Origin of the sequence: Leucothrix pacifica (assembly GCF_003172875.1) — a bacterium.
Taxonomy (GTDB): domain Bacteria; phylum Pseudomonadota; class Gammaproteobacteria; order Thiotrichales; family Thiotrichaceae; genus Leucothrix; species Leucothrix pacifica.
Map to the genome: position 1 here is coordinate 49,101 of NZ_QGKM01000005.1, position 20,565 is coordinate 69,665.

A 20,565-nucleotide genomic window follows, 5' to 3' on the forward strand; every position below is an offset into this window, starting at 1 on the left:
CGATTGCAGTTAACGGACTACATATTGAAGCTTATGAAGAATGAATTACTCTGCAGCGTCTTGCTGCTTAGCAATTTCTGCATGGACAGTTGCCATGTCTAACTCTTGTACTTTGCCAATGACTTCTTTCAACTGTGGATTTGTCAACATTCCCGGCTGAGAGAACAAGACAACCTGCTCACGGAAAATCATGAGTGTTGGAATAGAGCGAATCTGGAAGTGTGCCGCCAGCTCCTGCTGTGCTTCAGTATCAATTTTACCAAAGACGATATTTTCGTATTCGCTTTCGTTTGAAACTTCTTCATAAACAGGCGCAAAAGACTTACAAGGCCCACACCACTCCGCCCAAAAATCGACGATAACAATCTCGTTCTTTTCAATAGTTTCTTCAAACGTTTCTGCAGTAATATCAACGGTCGCCACAACAGGCTCCTTAAATTTTATATGAACGCAAGAATATAGGGACTTGGCCTTTAAATTTCAAGAAAAACAGCGAGTATCACCCCACCTTGCAGTCAGGTCATGCTCAATTCTCAGGTGATCCAAAATACGCGCCACCATGAAATCAATTAATTCATCGATAGATGTCGGCTTCCAGTAAAAGCCGGGATTGGCCGGCATAATAACGGCCCCCATCTTTGATAACTTCAGCATATTCTCTAAATGTATATCAGAAAAAGGGGTTTCCCTGACCACCATGATCAGCGGCCTGCGTTCTTTTAAACACACATCCGCTGCACGCTCTATTAAACTTCGGCTGGCACCGACCGCTACAGCAGACAGCGTTGCAGTGGTACACGGACAAATAACCGTTGCATCCGCAACACCACTACCGCTGGCTACTGGCGCAACCCACTGCTCACGTTCAAATGCACGGATCTGCCCCTCCTTTGCACCATATAACTCAGTGAAGTAGGCTTGCACTTCCTTAGCCCGGGACGGTACTTTCAGATCCGTTTCCATATTAATCACTAGTTGGCCGGGGCGCGACAGCAGTAAATTCACGGTCACGCCCTTCTTAACCAGCACTTCCAGCAGGCGCAATCCATATTGCACACCAGAGGCACCAGTGACCATCAACGTTACTATTTTAGGGGCTGATTGCATCATCATCGTGACTCTAAAGCGGATAACAGTTTGTCATGAATACCGTCAAAACCACCATTACTCATGACTAGCAACTGATCCCCCGTAGAGGAGGTCTCCGCCATATCAGCAACAATCTTATCAACAGATGAATAGACTTTTGCTTTATCACCAAGACCTTCAGTGACTTGATCTAAATCCCAGGCCAAACCTTCTGGCTGATACAAAATAACTTCATCAGCTAGCTGTAAAGAATCTGCTAATTTTGCCTTATGCACTCCCATACGCATGGTATTGGATCGAGGCTCTAAAATTGCCACGATCTTCTGATTGCCAACATTTTTCCTCAGGCCTGACAGCGTAGTCTCAATCGCTGTAGGATGATGAGCGAAATCGTCATAAACGCGTATGCCGCCGACTTCACCGCGTAGTTGCATGCGACGCTTTACATTTTCAAACTCATTCAACGCAGCAATAGCATGTTGCGGTGGCACTCCCACATGACGCGCCGCTGCAATTGATGCCAACGCATTACTTACATTGTGCTGCCCCATCAAAGACCAATTGACGACACCAAGGCTTTCACCCTCAAATTGAACCTCAAATTGCTGCCCTGATGGCTCTAGCAATTTCACTCGCCAATTCGCATCAATGGACCTGGACGAGAAAGACTCAACAGGTGTCCAACAGCCTTTATCCAAAACATCCTGTAAGTTGGGCTCATCAGCATTAGCTACGACCAGCCCTTTACCCGGCACCATGCGCATTAAGTGATGAAATTGCGTTTTGATGGATTCAAGATCCGGAAAAATATCAGCATGATCATATTCAAGGTTGTTTAATACCAATGTGCTAGGATGGTAATGAACGAATTTCGAGCGTTTGTCAAAGAAAGCAGTATCGTACTCATCAGCCTCAACGACAAAGAAAGGTGTCTCACCCAAACGTGCTGACACACCAAAGTTTTCGGGTACACCACCTATCAGAAAACCCGGTGACATTTTGGCGTATTCAAGTATCCACGCCAACATACTCGCAGTTGTTGTCTTACCGTGTGTACCTGCAACGGCTAATACCCAACGGTCTCGCAATACATTTTCAAACAACCACTGAGGGCCGGACGTATAAGGGATACCCTTATCAAGCATCGCCTCAATGACAGGCTTGCCGCGCGACATGACATTTCCTACGACTACCTGATCGACATCAGCAGGGATATCTTCGACATGAAAGCCTTGTTGTATTTCGATGCCTTGTGACTCAAGCAATGTACTCATCGGCGGATATACATTTTCATCAGAGCCAGAGACCTCATGCCCCTCTGCTCTTGCTAGCGCAGCGATACCACCCATGAACGTACCGCAAATACCCAAAATATGGATTTTCATTCTTATTCGTCTTCCAATTCTTCTAATAAATCGATCATATCATTGCTTTTTTCTTCACTGGCAGCGTCTTCTTTTCCATCACGCAATTGATATGCCCTTCGCTGCAACCATACATCACGTAGCGCACTGTATTGATCAGCCGACAAATCTTCCAATGCTTTTTCTGTTGGCAGCAGGTCTGCTCGCTTGTCGATGACTTTAACTGCATTTAAAGCAACAGGATATTTCACGTAACTAGAGGGATCAATAAATCCATCAGCAACCAATCCAACGGCATCTCTAACCGTGGAAGGCCCAAGCAACGGTAGCATTACGTACGGCCCGGACTTTACTCCCCAGCGAGCCATGGTTTGTCCAAAGTCTTCATCGTATTTTTTCAACTTGAGCTTTGAAGCCACATCAAAAAAACCACCCAGACCAACCGTTGAATTCACAACAACGCGACCGGCACTACTGGCTGCACTTCTGCCTTTGAGTTGTAATAATGAATTGATGGTGGTTTTTACATCACTTAGATTACCGAAGAAGTTTGTCACGCCACGGTCAACAATAGCAGGGGTGACAGCTTGATACCCCTTAGCAATTGGTTTTACAACCGTTCGGTCTAAACCCTTATTGAACCGATAGATGCCACGGTTAGTGTTTTCCCATGATGTTCGCTCAACATTGCCAATCCGAGGTGTTTCACCGGTTATATCTGCTGATAATGATGTGCACGCAGATTGCGTACTAAGAATTATAACAATGCCAAGGCACTGCAACCACGCTCGCTGTAACATAAAGACTCCTTGTGCAAACCATACTCACCGTTGGTGAAAGTCTAGCACAAGGCCGCTTAAATCTATTGTAGAACCTAGACCGCAGCGGCAGTTTTTTTCTTTGCAGCAAGATGAGGAACAATCATTTCTTCTAGTGGCTTTGGCTTACAGATACCGTAACCCTGCCCGTAGTCGACACCCATCTTACGCAACAGAGAAATAATTTTGTCATCCTCGACGTACTCAGCAATGATCTTTAAGCCCATAGAATGACCTACCTGCGTCACAGACTCAACGATATTTCGGGCAATCCCATCCCTAATCAAATCTTTCACAAAGATGCCATCTATCTTGAGGTAATCAACATCCAATGACTGCAGATAACCATATGAACTAACGCCAGTGCCGAAGTCATCCAGTGAGAAACTACTGCCTTCAGCCTTTAAACTACTGATGAAACGAGTCGCCAGCGTTAAGTCATTTACGGCTACAGCTTCCGTGATCTCGAAGCAAATCATACGCGCATCTGCACCACTGGTCTTTAACTCATCCATCACAAAGTCTCTGAAGCTTGCTTCATCCAAACTCTGGCCTGACAAGTTAATTGCAAATACTGGTGGATTATCAGTGGGCTCAACTTGAGCAATATACGAAAATGCCTCACGCACTACCCAGCGATCAAGCTCAGGCATCATTGAGTAATACTCAGCAACCGGAATAAACTCATCGGGTGGAACAAACTTAGAGTCCTCACCCACCATGCGTATCAATAACTCATAATGACTAAACGGCTTGCCGAACTGACTTTCTTTTAGCGGATGAATAGGCTGTGCGAACAATTCGAAACTATTATTTTTGAACGCCTTCTTTAAATTCCAGACGCCCTCCATATTACTCTGTTCCTGACGCATTTCTGCACTTTCAGCGCGATACGCAATCACCCGGTTACCACCGTGGTTACGTGCAGTCCGGCAAGCAATATCAGATTCAGTCAGTACTCGTGCAGCAGAGCTGGTATCTTTTTTGATGACAACAAAACCACCACTCAATGTCACAGGAAAGGTGCGTGTATTCCAGTTGAACTGAAAGGCACCTATCTCATCACGAATGATTTTCATTTTATTCGCCGCTGAGAACAGTGTGCTTTCCTTAAACAGTACTCCAAAATCATTTCCCGCTAAGCGGCCACCGATATTATCACCCTCACCCGCAACCGTTTGCTTAAGCACAGAAACAACCTTAGTAATTAGTGAGTCGCCAGCCGCATAACCAACCGTGTCATTAATGGTCTTGAACTGATCAATTGAAAGCGCCATAAACACGTGTGATGAACCATGTTTTTTCGCATCATCAATGGACGCCTTTAACACCGCTTCGAATGCCTTACGATTAAGAAGACCAGTCTGACTGTCGTGCCGCTCCATATAATTAAGCTGTGACTCAACAGCTCTGGTTGCCGTCACATCTTCAAGGAAGATCGCGTACTGTGATTTCATGGGATCTTCATGCAGCTCAATTGGCTGTATCGTGACATTCATCCACGCATTGATGGATTGCTGATACTTCACAATGCAATGAATTAACTTAGCCTGATTCACTGACGCACCAGCATGATTCAAATCCAGATAATCTTTAACCGGAAGTTTAGTTTGGGTGTTGAATAACTGAAATAAGCCGTTAACTGGCTTACCGAGGTTTCGACGAAGCGGACTGTCTAATAACTTCTCAGCCGCAGGATTAAGGTAAACCAATGTATATTGTCCTGTCAGCAACACCACTGGGTTTGGTACCATCTTGAGAATTTCTTCTTTTACTGCAAGCGCTTCAGAGCAAGCACTACTCGCGCTGTCGCCCCGCTTGCGTTTCTTTAAGACCATAAACAACATCACTACCAATAACGCAGCGATAGCGGCCACTAACAACATTGCTTGGTCTTTTAGGAAGTCCAAAATTTACCACTAACCTTATTTTTATTTTATGTAGTTTGCTTTATACCCCACTCCAACTTAATCAGTGCTGTATAGCCGTCTTAGCGACGCTATTCTGAACGCATAAAAAAAGGCCCGTACTGGTAACAGCACGGGCCTTTTGTATAAAAAACGTAAGTAGCCTTACACTTTTTCTTTGATTCTTGCTGCTTTACCAGTACGACCACGTAGATAGTAAAGCTTAGCGCGACGAACATCACCACGACGCTTCACTTCGATGCTTGAAATCTGGTTGCTGTATGTCTGGAATACACGCTCAACACCTTCACCGTAAGATATCTTACGAACAGTGAATGCTGAGTTCAGACCACGATTACGTTTAGCAATTACCACACCCTCAAAAGCCTGAAGACGAGTGCGATCACCTTCACGTACTTTTACCTGAACGACAACGGTATCTCCAGGGCCAAACTGTGGGATTTCTTTGTTCATTTGCTCAGCTTCGAGCTGTTGAATAATTAAACTCATGACTTAACCTCTGAAGTCTTAATTTCTTTCATAAAATCGTCAAGCAAAACCATGTCCTGCTTGCTCAAATCTTTTTCTTGCAATACATCTGGTCGCCTTAAATAAGTACGCCCTAACGCCTGCTTCCTGCGCCACTTTTTAATATGCTGGTGATTTCCACTCAACAAAACCTCTGGCACCTCAAGGTCTTCAATTTTTTCTGGTCTCGTATAGTGTGGATGATCTAGCAAACCATCACTAAATGAGTCCTCCAGGGCAGAGTCATCATGTCCCAAAGCTTCTGGCAACAACCTCGTTACACCATCAACCACGACCATTGCCGCCAACTCACCGCCACTCAATACAAAATCACCAAGCGACCACTCTTCGTCAACTTCAAGGTCGATCACGCGCTCATCTATACCTTCATAGCGACCACATAACAAAACAACACTATCCACTTCACTCAGAGACTTCAGCATATCTTGTTTTATCGGCCTACCCTGAGGCGTTAAGTAAACAACTTTGGTTTCACCAAGACGTTTACGCTCCGCTCTGATCGACTTTAACAAACAATCCGGACGCATCACCATTCCTGGCCCACCTCCGTACGGCCTGTCATCAACCGTGCGATGAATGTCTTCTGTGTAATCCCTTGGGTTAACACAGTTCAATTCAACCAAGCCACGTTTTGCAGCCCGACCAACAACACCTTCAGCAATCACTGATTTCACTAGCTCAGGAAACAGTGTAATGACTGAAATCTGCATGAGTTAAAAGTCCGGGTCCCAATCAACGACAATCGTCCCTGCATCAGTATCCACACTTTTCACGAAGCGATCTTTGACGTAAGGAATAAAACGCTCTTTATCCCCAGTGACAACCATCACGTCGTTGTTACCTGTCTCGAACAACCATTCCACTTCGCCTAAATCAACACCTTCCTGATTCTTGACTTGCAGACCGACCAGCTCTGACCAGTAGTATTCGCCTTCATCGAGCTTTTCAAGCTGACTTTTGCGAACATAAATAATTGCACCAACCATTGCTTCGGATTGATTACGATCATCAATACCTTCTAGCTGCGCAACAATAGCCTTACCCTGAACCCGACCCCGAAGTACCCGGTATTCAGTCGTCTTCCCTTGATGCTTTACAACCCACTGACGATAATCAGTAATTTGTATGCGAGGAGAAGTATGAGAAAAGACTTTAACCCAACCCTGAATACCAAACACACCGTTGATATTGCCAAGCTCGATTAGCTCATCCTGTATCTCACTCATTGTCAAACGACCACTTATGCAGCAGTTGCAGCAGCCTTAGCAGCTTCTTTTAACAATGTAGTCACACGCTGACTAGTCTGTGCACCTTGAGAAACCCAGTGTGCAACACGCTCGTCTTCAAGGTGCAAACGCACTTCCTGACCACGTGCTCCAGGATTGAAGTAACCCAAACGCTCAATGTAACCACTGTCACGTGGCTTACGTGAATCTGTTACTACGATATTGTAAAATGGACGCTTCTTAGAACCGCCTCTTGCCATACGAATTGTAACCATACTTAATATCTTCAGTCAGTTTGTCAGGACAGCACAAAGCACCCTGCCAGAAAAGGAAACGCGGAATTGTACGCTAATCTTCAAATAATAAAAGAGGAATTTTCAAAGAAAATCCGAAAAGATGCGATTTTACAGAATATACCGCTAGTATAGAGAAACATTGGCGCACCGGATGCTACGGTATAGAGTTGACTTAGGCAGGCGTGCTTTCACCCCAAGTCACATTATAAAATAGACTGCCTACACGCTTTAGAGCGAAGCTGAAAATAAAAATAATAAACAGACTCACTCAAGGACATCTATGCATCAACGCATATTGGGAGCGAAGCGAGTCATTAAACGACTGACAAGCCTACGCCTCAGGAAAAACCAAAAATTCAGAGCCCTGATCGGCAAATCAAATTACGGTGTTCAATACACTTATAAGCTCTAGCACTAATCAATACCTTGCACTCAAAGTCGCAGAGTAGACAAGATCGGGAGACTACCACGCAGCCTCCCGGTATTTTTTACATTCCGGGGAAACCACCACCCATACCCGGCGGCAACTGACCTTTCATGCCACGCATCATCTTCTTCAGACCACCGCCAGAGAATTTCTTCATCATCTTGCTCATTTGCTTATGCTGCTTCAACAGGCGATTTACATCCTGTATTTGTAAGCCACAACCATTAGCGATACGGCGCTTACGTGAGCCTTTAATTAAGTCAGGAAAACGACGTTCTTGCGGCGTCATAGAGTTAATCACAGCAACCATGCGCTTTACCTGCACATTCGTTGACTCCTGATTAACGACATCAGCCATCTTCCCCATACCCGGTAACTTATCGACTAAGCCACCCATGCCGCCCATTTTTTCCATTTGCAGCATTTGATTACGCAGGTCTTCAAGATCAAAGCCTTTACCCTTGTTAATCTTACGCGCCAGCTTTTGCGCTTGCTTATGATCAACATTACGCTGTGCTTCCTCAACCAGCGACAGTACGTCACCCATGCCAAGAATTCGTGATGCAATACGATCCGGATGGAAAGGCTCAAGCGCATCAAGCTTCTCACCCATACCGATAAATTTAATCGGCTTACCAGTAATTTGTCGAACCGACAGTGCCGCACCACCTCGCGCATCACCATCTGCTTTGGTCAAAACAACACCGGTTAGTGGCAAGGCATCACCAAACGCCTTAGCCGTATTCGCGGCATCCTGACCAGTCATGCTATCGACAACAAACAGCGTCTCTACGGGTGTAATCGCAGCATGTACCGACTGAATTTCTTTCATCATCTCATCATCGATATGCAGACGACCTGCCGTATCCACAATTAAGATATCTAAATATTGTTTTTTGGCTTCAGCAAGGGCTGCTTGAGCAATCGCTACCGGAGGCTGATCAACACTACTCGGGATAAATACTGCGCCCGTTTGCTCTGCCAGAGTCTCCAACTGCTTAATTGCCGCCGGACGGTAAACGTCACAACTAACCACACCAACCGTTTTCTTTTCGCGCGACTTCAAAAGCTGTGCTAATTTACCGGCCGTTGTTGTCTTACCAGCACCTTGCAAACCCGCCATCAAAATGACTGCCGGAGGCTGTGCATTCAGGTCAAGCGACTCATTCGCCTGACCCATGGTTTCAACCAACTCATCATTAACAATCTTGATCAGCGCCTGACCCGGCGACAAACTAGACAATACTTCTTTACCAATGGCACGCTCTTTTACCCGTGCGACAAACTCCCGCACAACCGGCAAGGCCACGTCAGCCTCAAGCAGCGCCATTCGCACTTCACGCAGCGTGTCTTTAATATTCTCGTCAGTGAGGCGCGCCTGGCCGCGAAGTTTTTTGACCGTATGAGATAAACGATCGCTTAGATTTTCAAACATATTTTTGACTACTTATTAGTTGTATGTGATGTCAAATTGACAAGACTCTTTCAAACGCAACAGCTTGAAGTGAATATTCTATTGATTACGCCCTATGCACAACGCGGGTTCCATTATACCATTATGCCCTGAGAATATTCACCTGAACCAAAATAATGATAACAATCGGCATCATTGCTATTTTCCTTTATACAGCCGCCTGGGCAACTTTGGCGACACGCTGGCGAGCGAATTTAAAACAAACACCGCCACCAGCTTATAGCAAGCATTATCTTTGGATGTGGTTAGTCGCAGCAAGTTGCCATGCCGCTTATCTGTATGCCCCTCTATTCCACCAACACCATCTGGCACTGGACTTCCTCAGTGCTGCGTCACATGTGATGTGGCTGGCAGGGCAAATCCTACTCATTACAGCGATCACTCATAGACTGGAAAGCCTGAACTTGTTCACTATTCCGTTTATAGCCTTATCGCTGCTGCTACAATTATCGGTTCCAGTCTCTGAAGAAACCAAACTGGTATTGATGAGCGGCTTAGGTGTGCATATTTTTTCCGCTTTACTTGCCTATAGTATGTTGATGATTGCAGCAATTCAAGGCGTCCTGTTGGCCTACCAGCACAACCATTTACACAATCATCGGCCTAATGCTTTGCTCAGGGCACTCCCTGCCTTACAGGACATGGATAACCTGTTATTCCGCTTTATCAGTGTCGGCGTAGCACTACTCAGTCTTGCCTTAATCACCGGCTTCATTTATCTGGATAATTTATTTGGACAGCATGTCGCGCACAAAACCATCTTATCCATCATTGCCTGGTTCGTTTTTTCAGCCCTACTCTATGGCCGCTGGCGCTATGGATGGCGGGGAATTAGCGCCACTCGCTGGACACTCAGCGGCTTCGGCATCCTTATGCTTGCCTTTTTTGGCACCAAATTCGTACAAGAGTATCTACTAGCACCGTGAACATCGATAGCATTCCGCTAGGCCTATTATTTTTTATTTTATTCATTTTGTTTCTGCTCTCCGCCTTCTTCTCAGGCTCAGAAACCGCTCTAATGGCACTCAACCGCTACAAACTTAAGCACCTTGCAAAAAGCAGTCGAGGGGCAAGACTTGCCGTCAAATTATTAGACCAACCGGACCGATTGATTGGTTTAATCCTTCTCGGAAACAACCTGGTTAACATACTCATAACCCAGCTCGCTACCCTCATTGGGTTTCGCATCGCGGGAAATTTGGGTGTCGCGCTGGCTACGGGTGCGCTGACGTTTATGTTGCTTATCTTTGCTGAAGTAACACCAAAAACGATCGCAGCACTCAAATCAGAAGCCATCGCATTTCCGGCGGCTTATGTTTATACGCCATTACTAAGAATCGCTTATCCGATGGTCTGGCTAATTAATCTATTGGCAAACTCGATCGTCAAATTGTTTGGTGTCGACCCAAAAGATGCCAGCTTAGAATCACTCTCACATGAAGAACTCAAGGCCGTGGTGAATGAGGCGGGGGATAAAATTCCAACAAACCACCAAGACATGTTGGTTAGTATTTTGGATATGGAATCCACAACGGTTGAGGATATTATGATTCCCCGAACCGATGTCAGTGGCATCGATATTCTGGATGATTGGAATGATATTGAAGAGCAGATTTTACAAACTAATTTCACCCGACTGCTGATCTATGAAGGACAGTTAGATAATGTTTTAGGCTTCGTCAATATACGCTCCCTACTACCACTCCTGCACGAGGATCGCTTAGCTCGTGAAGATCTTCTGGAAACCATTCGTCCCGCTTATTTTACCCCCGCAGGTACAGTACTGACCCAGCAGCTCATCAATTTCCAGTCTGAAAAGAGACGGGTGGCGATTGTGGTGGATGAGTATGGCGAAATACAGGGTATGGTCACACTGGAAGACATTCTGGAAGAAATCGTCGGAGCCTTCTCACCAACAGCATTTAATGCAGAGCTTATTCCGCAGGAAGACGGCACAGTATGGGTTGATGGCAGCATGCATATCCGCGAGATCAACAGAGATCTGAAAATAGAACTCCCGACCGATGGCCCAAAAACAATCAATGGACTAATCTCCGAACACCTTGGCTCTATACCGGTTCCCGGCGTTACTATTCTGGTAAATAACTATCCGCTTGAAGTTCGCCAAACCCGAAATAATGCAGTAAAAACATTAATTCTGTATCCTCGCATCAATCGTCAACCACCTTCGGAAGATCATGGCTAAACCAAAGACTCAATATGTTTGTACTGCCTGTGGCACTGTCCATTTAAAATGGGCTGGCCAGTGTAGCGACTGCCATGAATGGAATACACTACAAGAAGAAGCGGTTATCCCCAGCACACCCACCTCAAAAGTGGCGCAGCGAGTAGGTTATGCCGGCGCTGAAACCAATCGCATCAAGTCGATCAATGAAATTGACACACGAGATGACATCAGAACACATACAGGCATGTCTGAACTGGATCGGGTACTGGGTGGCGGTTTGGTTCAAGGTTCAGTGATCCTGATTGGTGGAGATCCGGGAATTGGTAAGTCTACGATATTAATTCAGACATTATCCTCCTTTCAGGAAATGAAAACGCTCTATGTCACCGGCGAGGAATCCTTGCAGCAGGTCTCAGTGCGTGCTCAACGACTAGAGCTACCGACAGACAAGCTACGCTTACTCACAGAGACTTGTATTGAGCGCATTATCGAAATGGCCAGCGTTGAAAAACCCGAAGTCATGGTGATTGACTCGATCCAAACGATTTACACCGAACACCTGACCTCTGCACCCGGCTCTGTTAGCCAGATTCGTGAAGCTACAGCTAAACTGACACGCTATGCTAAACAGACCAATACTGCGGTCTTTATCGCTGGCCACGTGACCAAAGAAGGTACACTTGCCGGCCCTCGTGTCCTTGAACATATGGTGGATACTGTACTGTACTTTGAAGGTGATCCGGGTAGTCGCTTCCGCTTGCTACGCGCTGTAAAGAATCGTTTTGGGGCAGTCAATGAGTTAGGCGTGTTTGCCATGACTGACAAGGGCCTAAAAGGCGTCAGCAACCCCTCCTCCATCTTTCTGTCGCGTCATGAAGATGACGTACCCGGCAGTGTGATCATGGTAACCCGCGAAGGCACACGACCACTCCTAGTAGAAGTACAGGCATTGGTTGATGAAAGCCACGGTTCGCAACCACGCCGGGTAGCGCTAGGACTCGAGCAAAATAGAATGGCTATGCTCCTGGCGGTTATGCATCGTCATGGTGGTATTTCAATGTTCGACCAAGATGTATTTGCCAATGTGGTAGGTGGTGTAAAAATATCTGAAACCGCGGCTGACTTACCGCTGATGCTGGCAGCACTCTCCAGCTTTAGAAACCGCCCTCACCCATCAGACATGGTGGTGTTTGGGGAAATAGGCTTAGCCGGTGAAATTCGTCCCGTACCAAACGGCGAAGAGCGGCTGAAAGAAGCACAGAAACATGGATTTAAACGCGCCATTATCCCAAAAGGCAATATGCCGAGAAAAACACCAAAAGGCATGACAATCTTTGCCGCACAACGACTAGAAGAGGCATTAGAGTACCTGTGAAATTAAAAGAAACTATGGAGCAGTCTTATCAAAAGCTTAAGGATGATTTTGATAAGGGAGTACCTGTTCAGGACTTAATGCAGGACCGCAGTGACACCATTGACCACGTAGTCACTGAGATGTGGAATGACTCCGGACTAACTGACACTAACAGCACTGCACTAATCGCGGTGGGGGGATACGGACGTGCTGAAATGCATCCCGCTTCTGATGTCGATTTACTCATTATATTGCAAAGCGAGCCAGACAGTGAACTCGAATCAAAGCTGTCAGACTTCCTAACATCATTGTGGGATCTGGGCCTGGAGGTCGGACACAGCGTCCGCACCGTCGAACAGTGTGTTGAGGAAGCAGAGCAAGACCTCACCGTCATCACAAACCTGATTGAATCGCGCCACCTAACCGGGAACAAGACGTTATTCGATCAATTAACACAAAGCATCGGCACAGATCGCCTGTGGCCTAGCCAGGTATTTTTTGATGCCAAAATGGGCGAACAAAGAGCACGCTATGATCAATACGGTGACACAGCCTACCGAGTAGAGCCAAACCTCAAAGAAGGTCCGGGCGGTCTACGTGATATACAAACCATCGACTGGGTAACGGAGCGAACCTATGGCGTGCGCTTGCTTGAAGTCCCTTTCGAGCAGAACCTTTTGACCCGCAAGGAACTTGATACCATCATCAAGGGCAAACACTTTCTGTGGAAAGTCCGTTTTGCACTCCATATTTTGGCTGACCGAAAAGAAGACCGCTTACTGTTTGATTACCAACGCTCACTCGCTCACATGTTTGGCTATAAAAATGATGCCAATAATGAGTCCATAGAACAATTCATGCAGAGCTACTATCGGACTATAACTGAGCTGGAACGTTTGAACGAAGTATTGCTGGGTGTACTGCGTAAAAAAATACTGCCGCCAACCAATACTAAACCCTACCATGTCACACCGCTCTATCTAAACGATGATGACTATCTGGCGATTGCAAACCCTGATGTCTTTAAAAACCATCCACATACGCTTCTGGGAATCTTTCATACCATCCAGGTAACGCCACAATTAAAAGGTTTAACGCCCGATACCATCCGGGAACTTCGAAACAACCTTCATCTGATCGATGAAGAATTTCGTAATAAAGACGAACACAAACAAATCTTTATGGACATCCTCAAGGAGTCCTATGGCATCACATTCGTTCTGCGCCGTATGAATCGCTATGGCGTACTTGCCGCGTACATTCCTGCATTCGCAAACATTGTCGGGCGAATGCAATATGATTTATTCCACGCCTTCACTGTTGATGACCACACACTCAATCTGGTGAGGCATATTCGTCACCTGAGCGTCGAAGATGGCAGAAAGAAACACCCCTTACTCAGCAAAATATTCAATACACTCAACAAGCCGCAACTGCTTTATCTGGCCGCACTGTTTCACGACATTGCCAAGGGCCGTCCGGGGTCTCACTCAGAACTTGGTGCCGTTGATGCGCTGGAATTTTGTCAATCTCACGGTTTAAATGAATACGATTCCAACTTAGTAAGCTGGCTGGTTAAACAACATCTATTGATGAGCACAACTGCGCAACGCAAAGACATTAGCGACCCAGAGATTATCAAAGAGTTTGCAAACACCGTCGCCATTCAGCAACGTTTGGATTACCTGTACTTGTTGACCATCTGCGACATTCGCAGTACCAACCCAACCCTGTTAACTGACTGGAAAAACGCTTTATTACGGGAGTTGTATAAATCAACGCGTAGCTATCTACAACAAGATGAGACTCCCAATCCGACGACTCAAGAACTTCTTGAAGAAAAGAAAAACTCAGCAGCTAGTCAGTTAGCGAAGCAAAATATTAGCAGGGAAGAGTGTGAAACGTTCTGGTCCGAGATGAATGCAGAATACTTACTGCAACATTCTGTCGATGAGCTAGTCTGGCATATCGAGGAAATTCAACAAGTCACCGATACGCCTATTGTTCGGATGAAACAGGATGAAAAACTCAGTAGTAGTCAGGTATTTATTTATGCTAAAGATAAAAGCAGCCTATTTACTCGCATCTGCTCTGCGCTGGAGCAAATGCAGTTAAACATTGTCGCGGCTGATCTGGCGGAAAGAAATAATGGACACGCATTGGATACACTAACCTTTCTTGATGCCCACGGTAAACGTGTCACCATGCCCAGCGATCAGGCAACGATTTTAAAGACCATCAAACGGAATATAACTCGCGAGGACTTTAGCGTCAGTGACAGGAATTACCGCATACCGAGACAGCTAAAGTATTTTGATATCCCAACACGAGTCACGTTCACTCAGAATGAGCTCAGAGGCCAGACGGTACTGACGCTGTATACCTCCGACTGCCCGGGACTGCTCACCCGAATCAGTGAAGTATTTTATAACGAAGGATTGGTTGTGCAAGGAGCAAGAATTTCTACGCTAGGAGAAGAAGCAGAAGATATTTTCTACCTCACAGATACTGAAAACAACCCAATTACGGATGTTGACCGACAGGAAAGTATTCGGGCATTACTGAAGGAGAAGCTACAACAACTCTGGACGTAGCCTCTCCGTCTGATTAGTCAGCAGAACCGATTACAACCGGCGGGATAACAACCGGCTCAGAACTTGGCGGCATGCTCTCGCCACGAACGCTCGCCTGTAAATGCGCCCAGTAATCGTCAGAACGTACTTCACGCTCAAAGTTTTCTGCGCGCTCTGTTTTCTTACCCATTGTGACCGGTTTAGGCGGTGTAATAGCGTATGAAGAATCTGTAGTGTAATAGCGACCAGCATCTGCACTATCAGAAACCACTGTAGGCACATAATTGACATGCTGTGTGCCATAGCTCAGACGACGTAACTCACGCATTTCTTTTTCATACAGAATTCGTTGATGAAGCTCTTCAACCACTTCTTTTGCCTCATAAGGCTTGAAGATAATACCTGAAACCACTACCAAGCCCATTGCTAGTGAAATTGCGAAAGCGGCCGCCAACGTATATGTTGGAACCATATCATCGCTTTTACCAGTCGATTGCTTATTGTTACCCATACCCAGCACCCTTTTCTTTTTATATTTGTCATTGCAGTATGCAGCCACTTCACAGAACCAGAGATTAACCACACCACATTCCCAAACCGTTTATCATCCCAAATCCCCCTACGTGATTTGCTCATGGTTTTTATTGTAGATATCATGCTCAGGCATTGTTAGTTATCCCATGCGTTTACTAGTAACCCCACACGGACTACCCATTGACTCACTTTGACGTAATTATTATTGGTGCAGGCGCAGCTGGCCTGATGTGTGCTATTCAGGCAGGACAACGCGGACGATCCGTTCTGGTACTGGAAAAGTCGAATAAAGCGGGACGTAAGATTCTGATATCCGGAGGTGGCCGGTGTAACTTCACCAACCTCTACACAGAACCTGATTGCTACCTCTCACACAACCCACACTTCTGCAAATCCGCCCTTTCCCGCTATACACAATGGGACTTTATTGGTTTGGTGGAAAAGCATGGATTGAGCTGGACAGAGAAAACACTGGGGCAATTGTTTTGTGATCAAAAAGCTGGGGCGATTGTGGATATGTTGCTGGCGGAATGTCGTGAGGCGGATGTTAAAGTTGAACTAAACAGCGAAGTGGACACTATCACCAAACATAGCAATGAGACTACAGACGATGCCTCACAGCAGTTTACGATTATCACACAAGAGAGGGTTTACACGGCAAACTCTTTAGTCATTGCCAGCGGTGGCCCCTCTATCCCTAAAATGGGAGCAACTGACTTTGGCCTTCGGGTTGCTAAACAGTTTAACCTCAATACCTACCCATTCACCGCTGCCCTAGTCCCCTTTACCTTCCCTGAAAAAGAATTGGAATTATTGTTTCGGGAATTATCCGGCACTGCAGTGGACGTCATTTTAACGGTTAATAATACGAGCTTTAAAGAAGCGATATTATTTACTCATCGTGGACTAAGTGGTCCTGCTACCCTACAAATCTCATCTTACTGGAGATTGGGTGACAGCATTAGTGTGAACTTATTACCAGAACACAATGCTGAGGACTGGTTAATGGACCAGCAAGTTGAACACCCCAATGCAGAGCTCAAAACATTACTAGCACGCGCTCTTCCAAAACGACTTGCTGCCAGATTGTGCGAACTCTTCATTGCCAGCAAACCGATGAAACAATACACACCAAATGAATTACAAACTATTGCAACACAACTTAGCGAGTGGGAACTAAAACCCCACGGTACAGAGGGCATGCGTACAGCTGAGGTTGCACTGGGCGGCGTTGACTGCAACGAATTATCATCCAAAACCATGGAAAGTAAAAAAATATCTCACCTGTATTTTATCGGTGAAAGCGTCGATGTCACAGGACACCTTGGAGGTTATAATTTTCAGTGGGCTTGGGCGTCTGGCTGGTGTGCGGGTCAATATGTTTAGACTTAAGGAAAGTACGACACAAGCACTACAGCAACAAATAACCAGAGCACTCCGGTATTAACATTGCTTCGCCACAGCCTGTGGCAGCAAGGTCTGTGTAATGCTAATACAGGAATTCCGCCCCCAAGTAGCCAAGGATAACTATGATCACCGTCACAAAACTCATCACCTACCCCTTAAAATCTGCCCAAGGCATTTCATTGCCCTGTACAGGTTTTGATGCAGAAGGCATGCTAAACGACCGACGCCTAATGGCAGTTGATGAAAAAGGAATCTTCATCACTTCGCGCCACAACCCACAATTGCTTAGCATTAACGTACGGATGAATACAGATCATTGGATGCTGAGCCACCCTGAACAAGCCTCCGACTGCATAATTCCTTTTACCAATGCAGCAGACACTAATACCTCTCTAGCTGGTCAGGTCTGGCGTGACAAAATCAACGCTATTGATGCGGGCGAGCAAGCCGCTGAGTGGATTAGCAGCATCCTAGGTAAAACCAGCCGAATTGCCCTATGGACACCTAAATCCCGACACTCAGGCAAGTACGACCTTGAAACGAGCTTTGCAGATGCAGCACCGCTACTAATCGCCAGTGAAGCCAGTATGAAACAAGGCTGCGACTGGGGTGGCGTACCGTATGATGCCAGACGTTTTCGACCAAATATTATTGTCGACGGGATTGAGGCATTCGCTGAAGACAACTGGACCCACTTCCAGATTGGTAACGTCAGCTTTGAAATGCTCGATACCTGTGTAAGGTGCATATTAACAACGCGCGACCCCGACTCGGGCATTGCGCATCCTGACAAACAGCCGATGAAAGCATTGATGGAAAAGCACCACAATGAGGCAGGCCAGCCGTTGATGGGCATCAACGTACGACTTACCTCTGAAGCAGTTGGCTCAATGATTTCCGTTGGCGATGAAGTCAAAGCTTTATAACAATTCGCACCAAATTAGTGCAACCATTTAAATCAAATAGATTAGATTTTTTCCAAATCTCGCCCTATTTTGAACCAGCCGACGAAAAATCAGTAAGATAGCGTACTCATTAAGGGAATATTAACAATGGCATGGATTTTGCTTACAATAACCTGTGAAATGCGATTTAAAACTATACCGAGGAACTAAGTATGAGTGGCAACGAAAGCCGACAGCAAGCAATCCATCAAATCACTAACCGTACACCGATGGATGTGAAAGAGCCTAAGGCATTGAGCAAAATCTGGGCCTGTGACGTATTTAATCTGGCTAAGATGGAAGAAGCACTCTCTAAAAGCGCTTACAAAAAGATTAAGAAGACATCACAAACTGGTGAGCCACTAGACCCTGCAACAGCGGATGTTGTTGCTGCTGCAATGAAAGAATGGGCGACGAAGAAAGGGGTTAAATTCTTCTCTCACATTTTCTACCCAATGACGAACGCGACTGCTGAGAAGCACGACGGCTTCATCATCACAACCCCTGAAGGTAACTGCATCACAGAATTCACTGGCAGCCTGTTGATCAAAGGCGAGCCAGATGGTTCTTCTTTCCCGAATGGTAGCCTGCGTATGACTAACGCAGCACGTGGTTACACTGCTTGGGACCCAACCAGCCCTGCGTACGTTATGCAGACTGACAATGGCGCTACACTAATGATTCCTAGTGTATTTATGTCATGGACTGGTGAAGCACTAGACAAAAAGATCCCATTATTACGTTCTAACTCAGCAATGAACGATGCTGCACAGAAAGTACTAAAGCTAATGGGCGAAGAAGAAATCGCTACACTGAACTCTAGCTGTGGTGCTGAGCAGGAATACTTCCTGGTTGACGCTAACTTTGCAAACAGCCGCCCTGACCTGCTACTTGCTGGTCGTACATTGTTCGGTGCTCCGGCTGCGAAAGGTCAGGAATTTGATGACCACTACTTCGGTGCTATTCCTTCACGCGTACAGGTCTTCATGCAGGACTTCGAAGACAAACTCTATCGTTTAGGTATCCCGGCGAAAACTCACCACAACGAAGTTGCACCGGGTCAGTTTGAAATCGCTCCTTACTTTGAAGCAGCAAACGTTGCAGCAGATCACCAGCAGTTGCTAATGACTGTGATGAAGATGACTGCAAAGGAACACGGTTTCCTATGTCTTCTACATGAGAAACCATTCGCAGGAATCAATGGTTCTGGTAAGCATGTTAACTGGTCAGTTGGTAACCCAACACAAGGTAACTTGTTAGATCCAGGTAAGACACCAAACGAAAACCTGAACTTCTTGCTCTTTTGTGGTGCAGTAATTCGAGGCGTGCACCTTTATGGACCATTATTACGTGCGGTCATCGCTTCTGCAGGTAACGACCACCGTTTGGGTGCTAACGAAGCACCTCCAGCTATCCTGTCTGTTTACTTGGGCGACCAGCTTGAGCAAGTTTACAACGACATTAAAGATGGCAAACTAGAAGCAGTTGCTGAAGGCGGCGAGATGGACTTAGGTCTGGATCAAATCCTGAACTTCACTCGTGATCCGGGTGATCGTAACCGTACTTCTCCATTCGCATTCACTGGTAACCGTTTTGAGTTCCGTGCGGTAGGTTCTGCTCAGTCAGTATCTGGCCCATTGGTTGCAATGAACACTATGCTTGCTGACTCTCTGAACTGGATTGCTGAAAAACTCGAAGCAGCACTTAACGGTGGCGCTGACAGGAATGCAGCAGTTATTGCAGTACTTAAAGAGCTAATGGAGCTTCACGGTAACGCAGTATTTGGCGGTGACGGTTACTCTGATGAGTGGCACAAAGCGGCTGTTGAAGAGCGTGGCCTGAAGAACATCCCAACAACAGCAGATGCACTTCCAGCGTTCAACTCTGAAGAAGTGATCAAGCTGTTTGACTCGACTGGCGTACTATCTCCTGTTGAGCTGGCTAGCCGCTACGAGGTTTACTCAGAGCAGTACATTCTGTCAATCGAAGTAGAAGCTAAGCTTGTTGTAGAAATGGCTAAGACTTCAATCTACCCTGCGGCTGTCTCTTACCTGGCTAGCTTGGCTAGCACGGCTGATGACCTGAAGGACATGGGTATCGACTTCGACAAGACTACTGCTGCTACTGTTGCTTCCGAAGCGAATGCAATGATGGCTGCTGTAGCCAAGCTAAGCGCTGCACTTGAGAAGGAAGACTTCGCATCAACTGACGAGCACATGCAGTTCCTTGCAAATGATGTTCGCGGCCTGATGGATGAAGTACGTGCTCATGCTGATACACTGGAAGGCGAAGTTGCTGACGACATGTGGCCACTAGCTAAGTACCGTGAGATGCTTTTCATTAAGTAATCTTTCGCTACTCACAGTAAGACAAAGGCCACTTTTATCAGTGGCCTTTTTTGTTTTGTAGCGAAGT

18 protein-coding genes are annotated in these 20,565 nt (G+C 46.1%); 7 read left to right on the plus strand and 11 right to left on the minus strand.

All coding sequences use genetic code 11. The features are described from left to right. Window positions 1–45 precede the first annotated feature (45 nt). From trxA to ffh, 10 genes are all read right to left on the minus strand, one after another. On the minus strand, window positions 46–423 hold the full coding sequence (gene trxA, locus DKW60_RS02705) for a thioredoxin (RefSeq protein ID WP_109836125.1): 378 nt from the start codon (window positions 421–423) through the stop codon (window positions 46–48). A 57-nt stretch (window positions 424–480) separates the two neighbouring features. Next, window positions 481–1,113: a flavin prenyltransferase UbiX gene (locus DKW60_RS02710; protein ID WP_425451283.1), complete on the minus strand. Its 633-nt coding sequence runs from the start codon at window positions 1,111–1,113 to the stop codon at window positions 481–483. Further along, window positions 1,110–2,474 carry a UDP-N-acetylmuramate:L-alanyl-gamma-D-glutamyl-meso-diaminopimelate ligase gene (gene mpl / locus DKW60_RS02715; RefSeq protein ID WP_109836126.1) on the minus strand — a complete coding sequence of 455 codons (1,365 nt, stop codon included), beginning with the start codon at window positions 2,472–2,474 and terminating at the stop codon, window positions 1,110–1,112. The genes DKW60_RS02710 and mpl overlap by 4 nt, the downstream gene beginning before the upstream one ends. A 2-nt stretch (window positions 2,475–2,476) precedes the next feature. Beyond that, window positions 2,477–3,253 (minus strand): MlaA family lipoprotein, encoded by a 777-nt coding sequence (locus DKW60_RS02720; protein ID WP_109836127.1) that lies wholly within the window; start codon window positions 3,251–3,253, stop codon window positions 2,477–2,479. A 74-nt stretch (window positions 3,254–3,327) separates the two neighbouring features. Then, window positions 3,328–5,181: a sensor domain-containing protein gene (locus DKW60_RS02725; protein WP_146203420.1), complete on the minus strand. Its 1,854-nt coding sequence runs from the start codon at window positions 5,179–5,181 to the stop codon at window positions 3,328–3,330. Between the two features lie 162 nt (window positions 5,182–5,343). Beyond that, the gene (gene rplS / locus DKW60_RS02730) at window positions 5,344–5,688 is read right to left on the minus strand and encodes a 50S ribosomal protein L19 (RefSeq protein ID WP_109836129.1); all 345 of its coding nucleotides are present in this window, start codon (window positions 5,686–5,688) and stop codon (window positions 5,344–5,346) included. Beyond that, window positions 5,685–6,437 (minus strand): tRNA (guanosine(37)-N1)-methyltransferase TrmD, encoded by a 753-nt coding sequence (gene trmD, locus DKW60_RS02735; RefSeq protein ID WP_109836130.1) that lies wholly within the window; start codon window positions 6,435–6,437, stop codon window positions 5,685–5,687. Before trmD ends, rplS begins: the two co-directional genes overlap by 4 nt. Before the next feature lie 3 nt (window positions 6,438–6,440). Beyond that, the gene (gene rimM, locus DKW60_RS02740) at window positions 6,441–6,953 is read right to left on the minus strand and encodes a ribosome maturation factor RimM (RefSeq protein WP_181389557.1); all 513 of its coding nucleotides are present in this window, start codon (window positions 6,951–6,953) and stop codon (window positions 6,441–6,443) included. A 14-nt stretch (window positions 6,954–6,967) separates the two neighbouring features. Then, window positions 6,968–7,228, minus strand: a complete 261-nt coding sequence (rpsP, locus tag DKW60_RS02745) for a 30S ribosomal protein S16 (RefSeq protein ID WP_109836131.1) — start codon at window positions 7,226–7,228, stop codon at window positions 6,968–6,970. 509 nt (window positions 7,229–7,737) lie between these two features. Then, the gene (gene ffh, locus DKW60_RS02750) at window positions 7,738–9,111 is read right to left on the minus strand and encodes a signal recognition particle protein (protein WP_109836132.1); all 1,374 of its coding nucleotides are present in this window, start codon (window positions 9,109–9,111) and stop codon (window positions 7,738–7,740) included. A gap of 155 nt (window positions 9,112–9,266) precedes the next feature. On the opposite strand from ffh, the gene DKW60_RS02755 reads away from it, so the two are divergent. From DKW60_RS02755 to glnD, 4 genes are read left to right on the plus strand one after another with little or no spacing between them, the layout of a single operon-like run. Further along, entirely contained in the window at window positions 9,267–10,076 is an 810-nt protein-coding gene (locus DKW60_RS02755) for a cytochrome C assembly family protein (protein WP_109836133.1), read from the plus strand. Beyond that, a complete protein-coding gene (locus tag DKW60_RS02760) occupies window positions 10,073–11,356 on the plus strand; it encodes an HlyC/CorC family transporter (RefSeq protein WP_219988618.1) in 1,284 nt (427 codons plus the stop codon). Before DKW60_RS02755 ends, DKW60_RS02760 begins: the two co-directional genes overlap by 4 nt. Further along, a complete protein-coding gene (gene radA / locus DKW60_RS02765) occupies window positions 11,349–12,713 on the plus strand; it encodes a DNA repair protein RadA (protein WP_109836134.1) in 1,365 nt (454 codons plus the stop codon). Before DKW60_RS02760 ends, radA begins: the two co-directional genes overlap by 8 nt. Then, entirely contained in the window at window positions 12,710–15,286 is a 2,577-nt protein-coding gene (gene glnD / locus DKW60_RS02770) for a [protein-PII] uridylyltransferase (protein ID WP_109836135.1), read from the plus strand. Before radA ends, glnD begins: the two co-directional genes overlap by 4 nt. A gap of 13 nt (window positions 15,287–15,299) precedes the next feature. On the opposite strand, the gene DKW60_RS02775 is transcribed toward glnD, so the two are convergent. Next, window positions 15,300–15,776 (minus strand): hypothetical protein, encoded by a 477-nt coding sequence (locus DKW60_RS02775; RefSeq protein WP_109836136.1) that lies wholly within the window; start codon window positions 15,774–15,776, stop codon window positions 15,300–15,302. A gap of 203 nt (window positions 15,777–15,979) precedes the next feature. On the opposite strand from DKW60_RS02775, the gene DKW60_RS02780 reads away from it, so the two are divergent. The 3 genes from DKW60_RS02780 (at window position 15,980) to DKW60_RS02790 (ending at window position 20,498) form a co-directional block, all read left to right on the plus strand. Beyond that, window positions 15,980–17,185 carry a BaiN/RdsA family NAD(P)/FAD-dependent oxidoreductase gene (locus DKW60_RS02780; RefSeq protein ID WP_109836137.1) on the plus strand — a complete coding sequence of 402 codons (1,206 nt, stop codon included), beginning with the start codon at window positions 15,980–15,982 and terminating at the stop codon, window positions 17,183–17,185. A 143-nt stretch (window positions 17,186–17,328) separates the two neighbouring features. Beyond that, window positions 17,329–18,132 (plus strand): MOSC domain-containing protein, encoded by an 804-nt coding sequence (locus DKW60_RS02785; RefSeq protein WP_109836138.1) that lies wholly within the window; start codon window positions 17,329–17,331, stop codon window positions 18,130–18,132. 191 nt (window positions 18,133–18,323) lie between these two features. Then, window positions 18,324–20,498, plus strand: coding sequence for a glutamine synthetase III family protein (locus DKW60_RS02790; RefSeq protein ID WP_109836139.1), 2,175 nt, complete (start codon window positions 18,324–18,326; stop codon window positions 20,496–20,498). Window positions 20,499–20,565: the final 67 nt, after the last annotated feature.